Origin of the sequence: Hydrocoleum sp. CS-953, assembly GCF_002260545.1 — a bacterium.
GTDB lineage: Bacteria > Cyanobacteriota > Cyanobacteriia > Cyanobacteriales > Microcoleaceae > Trichodesmium.
In genome coordinates this window covers 1-3,447 of record NZ_LGSU01000515.1, presented here as the reverse complement: position 1 = coordinate 3,447, position 3,447 = coordinate 1, and the positions used below count along the sequence as shown (strand labels likewise).

At 38.1% G+C, this 3,447-nt stretch carries 2 protein-coding genes; both read left to right on the top strand.

Annotated features, from left to right (window positions below):
• The first annotated feature begins 113 nt into the window (after positions 1–113).
• On the top strand, positions 114–1,007 hold the full coding sequence (locus AFK68_RS05370) for a phosphate/phosphite/phosphonate ABC transporter substrate-binding protein (protein ID WP_094671895.1): 894 nt from the start codon (positions 114–116) through the stop codon (positions 1,005–1,007).
• Positions 1,008–1,040: 33 nt separating this feature from the next.
• Positions 1,041–2,837, top strand: coding sequence for a sensor histidine kinase (locus tag AFK68_RS05365; RefSeq protein WP_094671894.1), 1,797 nt, complete (start codon positions 1,041–1,043; stop codon positions 2,835–2,837).
• Positions 2,838–3,447 lie beyond the last annotated feature (610 nt).

Genomic DNA, 3,447 nt, shown 5'->3' with positions numbered 1-3,447 from the left:
GAGATGGGGAGATGGGGAGAAATTAAAAAATATATATCCTCACCATTACCATGCAGGACTACCAGATATTCTCAATAAAACTAACCTAACACCTTAATGAAAAAATACTTACTATGTTGAGACGTCATTTTCTTTGGTATTTACTCCTCTTTGCTTCTGGCTGTACAGCAGCCACAAATAATCAGCGTAGCAATAATAATTCTCTTCTCAAGGAGAAAGAGAAACTGCTATTTGCTGTGAGCGATGCTCTAGGTATCAAAGAGTTACAACGTGATTATGAACCATTTAGAACTGTTTTGGAGCAGGTTTTAGAGACAAAAATTGAATTTTTTCCTGTTGATAACTTTGTAGAAGTAGCAACAGCACTACAGTTGGGTTTAGTAGATTTGGTTCTAGCAGGGCCATCAGAATATGTGATTATTAAGGCAAGGACAAATGCTGTGCCAATTGTTGCCCTAACACGTCCTAACTACCTTGCAGCTATTGCTGTTCGTCAAGATAGCGATCTTAAGTCATTAGCTGACTTAAAAGGCAAAACTCTTGAGTTAGGTAAGGTTGGGATTACGGGGAGCTATCTTGGACAGATTAAAATGCTGATGGATGCTGGATTGAATCCTAAATCTGATGTAAAAATTCTCAGTTCAGACGATTATCGCCTCAAAGGATTAAAAAATGGTGAGGTTGATGCGTGGGGAAGAACTTTGCACAGATACGAAAGTTCTCTGAAAAACGAGGGTGCATCCGAGAAGGATTATCCCCTACTTGCCAAGGGTAAACCACTTCCCAATGATGTATTTATTGCTAGTAGCAAACTAGAACCGATGTTAGTAGATGAAATTGGTAGGCGGATGTTGGAAAATCAGGAAAAACTGCTACAAGCTATCTTATCTGTGCCAGCTTTTGCTTCTAAATTCAAAGATGCTACCCTAGCTCCTGCTAATGATAGTGATTATGATATGATTCGTGAGGTTTATAAAGCGATAGGAGAAGATGATTTTCTTAAGTAATGCAGATAACAAGCTACTGATGAGGTAAGCGGTATGAGAACTGGGAAACTTTTCTCTCTAGTTAAGGGCTGGAGTCAAGGTTTAACTATTGCCCAAAAAATTGGCTATGGTTATTCTTTAGCAGTTGGTATTGCTGTGTTGGGTACAATGCTCGGACTAATTGTAGGAGACTATTACCAAAGACAAGCCCAAGAGCAGCTAACATTGATACGGAATGAGTTGAATCTATTGAAGGAATTAGAAAGTGCTATTTGGCAGGTACAATTCCATCCCCAACAACTAGCTGCTGTAGTTGGCAGTCCTGTATGGTTTAAGTATGAAACAACTAAATTTTTGGGGAAGAGTAAGCAATTAAAAGAAGTAATGGTTGCTCTAAACGATATGATTGAAAATCAATCAAATCAATTGGTAGTTAACCAGGAGGTTTTTCAAGAAGTATTGCAAAGTTATCGTCAGACATGGGATTTGTATGCTCAATTAATGGAAAGAATTTGGCAGGAAATAGATCCGGTTAATTTGCCACCAAAAGAGATCCCAACTGCCAAGCAACGGGTATTAGCTGTCAACACAGGAAAAGAGGCTATTGAAATTCGCATTCAGTTTGAGAAACTTTCAGAAAGTTTAAACCAGTTAATAGATAGAGCGAGAAAAGAGCAAACCATAGCTAATAACAAACTGCTGCGTTCGGAAGTCTTGCGGTTAAAAATTATTATTGGCAGCATGGTGCTATCGGTGGCGATCGCTACTGGTTTAGCTTTTTATACCAGTGGAGCGATCGCCCGTCCGATCAAAACTTTAACTGAAACTGCCCAACGGGTGACAGCAGAATCTAATTTTCACCTGCAAGCTACAGTCAGCACTACTGATGAAGTGGGGTTATTAGCTACTTCTCTCAATCAGCTAATACAATGGGTAGGAGAGTACACCCAAGAATTAAAGTTAGCGAATCAAAGAGTAGAAAAACGCACAACAGAACTCACACAAGCTTTGGAAGACCTGCAACAAACCCAGGCACAACTGATTCAAACAGAAAAAATGTCTAGTCTCGGACAGATGGTGGCGGGAATTGCCCATGAGATTAATAACCCAGTTAGTTTTCTTCATGGTAATATCAGCCATATTCAGGAATATACAGAAAATATCTTTGATTTACTCAATCTTTATCAACAGTTGTATCCTGATTCACATCCGCAAATAGAAGATTTAATGGATGAGATTGATATTGATTATATAATATCAGATTTACCCCAGATAATTTCTTCTATGCAGATGGGAACTGACAGGATTAAGAATATTGTAGTGTCGCTAAGGAATTTTTCTCGGCTGGATGAAAGTCAGGTCAAATCTGTAGACCTGCATGAAGGAATTGATAACACACTGTTAATTCTCAGTCATAAGCTCATACAGGGAGTTGAAATTCTCAAAAATTATGGAGATTTACCTTTGGTGGAATGTTATCCGGCTCAATTAAATCAGGTGTTTATGAATATTATCGCTAATGCTATTGATGCGATGCTAGAATCGGATATTCAACCGAAACAGATTGTTATTCAAACGGAAAAGGTAGCTGAAGATCGAGTATTTGTGAAAATTCGAGATAATGGTCCAGGAATACCAACAGAAGTCAAAGATAAAATTTTTGACCCCTTTTTTACAACGAAACCAGTCGGAAAGGGGACTGGTTTGGGTCTGTCAATTTCTTATCAGATTATTGAAAAGCATCAGGGAAAAATAGAAGTAATTTCACAACCTGGAAAGGGGACAGAATTCGCGATCGCTCTTCCTGTATATTCTGGCATTTCTAGGAGCATTAACTTAATCAAAGAATAACGATATAATACGTTACACTCGCATATTATTAGACAGAATGTGTTCACACATACATGAAATCCATTAGAACCAAACTTAATTTGTATCAGTTTTATAGAACAGTATCTATAGCGCTAGGGAATAGGTAATATGATGTCCGGTTGAATAGTTAGAAATAAGGAGGGAGGAGTCAGTCCTGAAAAGTCAGGAGAAAGTATAAAAAGGAGAAAGTTTTTGCTCGCTAATTATCCGGACATGATATAATTTTTCTTCTATTGCTTATAGCGATTTTCAGAAAGATGGAACACACTCCTAAGAACAAAAAGCCTTGTAGGGACTAACCATGGTTAGTCCCTACCGTAGGTCTACCGTGCAGGAAAACCGCTGTAGAATCTGGATAATTGCTATAGCCAAGTCATTGCGAGTGGAAGGGAGTGGAAGGAGGCAATCTTATGAAACCTCTGAGATTGCTTCCTATCGTGGCAATGACGACTTTTCAAGCAGTTATATAAAATGCGGTTATACAGTAATCGCAAAATTACTTTCTCTTACCGAATAATTAATTATTAATTATTAATTAAATAATTGTGGTTTAAAGCCTCCCCTTGGATAGGGGAAAAAAAGTGCTAGG

Bases quoted from the DNA above. Each gene is read 5' to 3' on its own strand.
- AFK68_RS05365 (WP_094671894.1), top strand. From the start codon at position 1,041: ATGAGAACTGGGAAACTTTTCTCTCTAGTTAAGGGCTGGAGTCAAGGT.
- AFK68_RS05370 (WP_094671895.1), top strand. From the start codon at position 114: ATGTTGAGACGTCATTTTCTTTGGTATTTACTCCTCTTTGCTTCTGGC.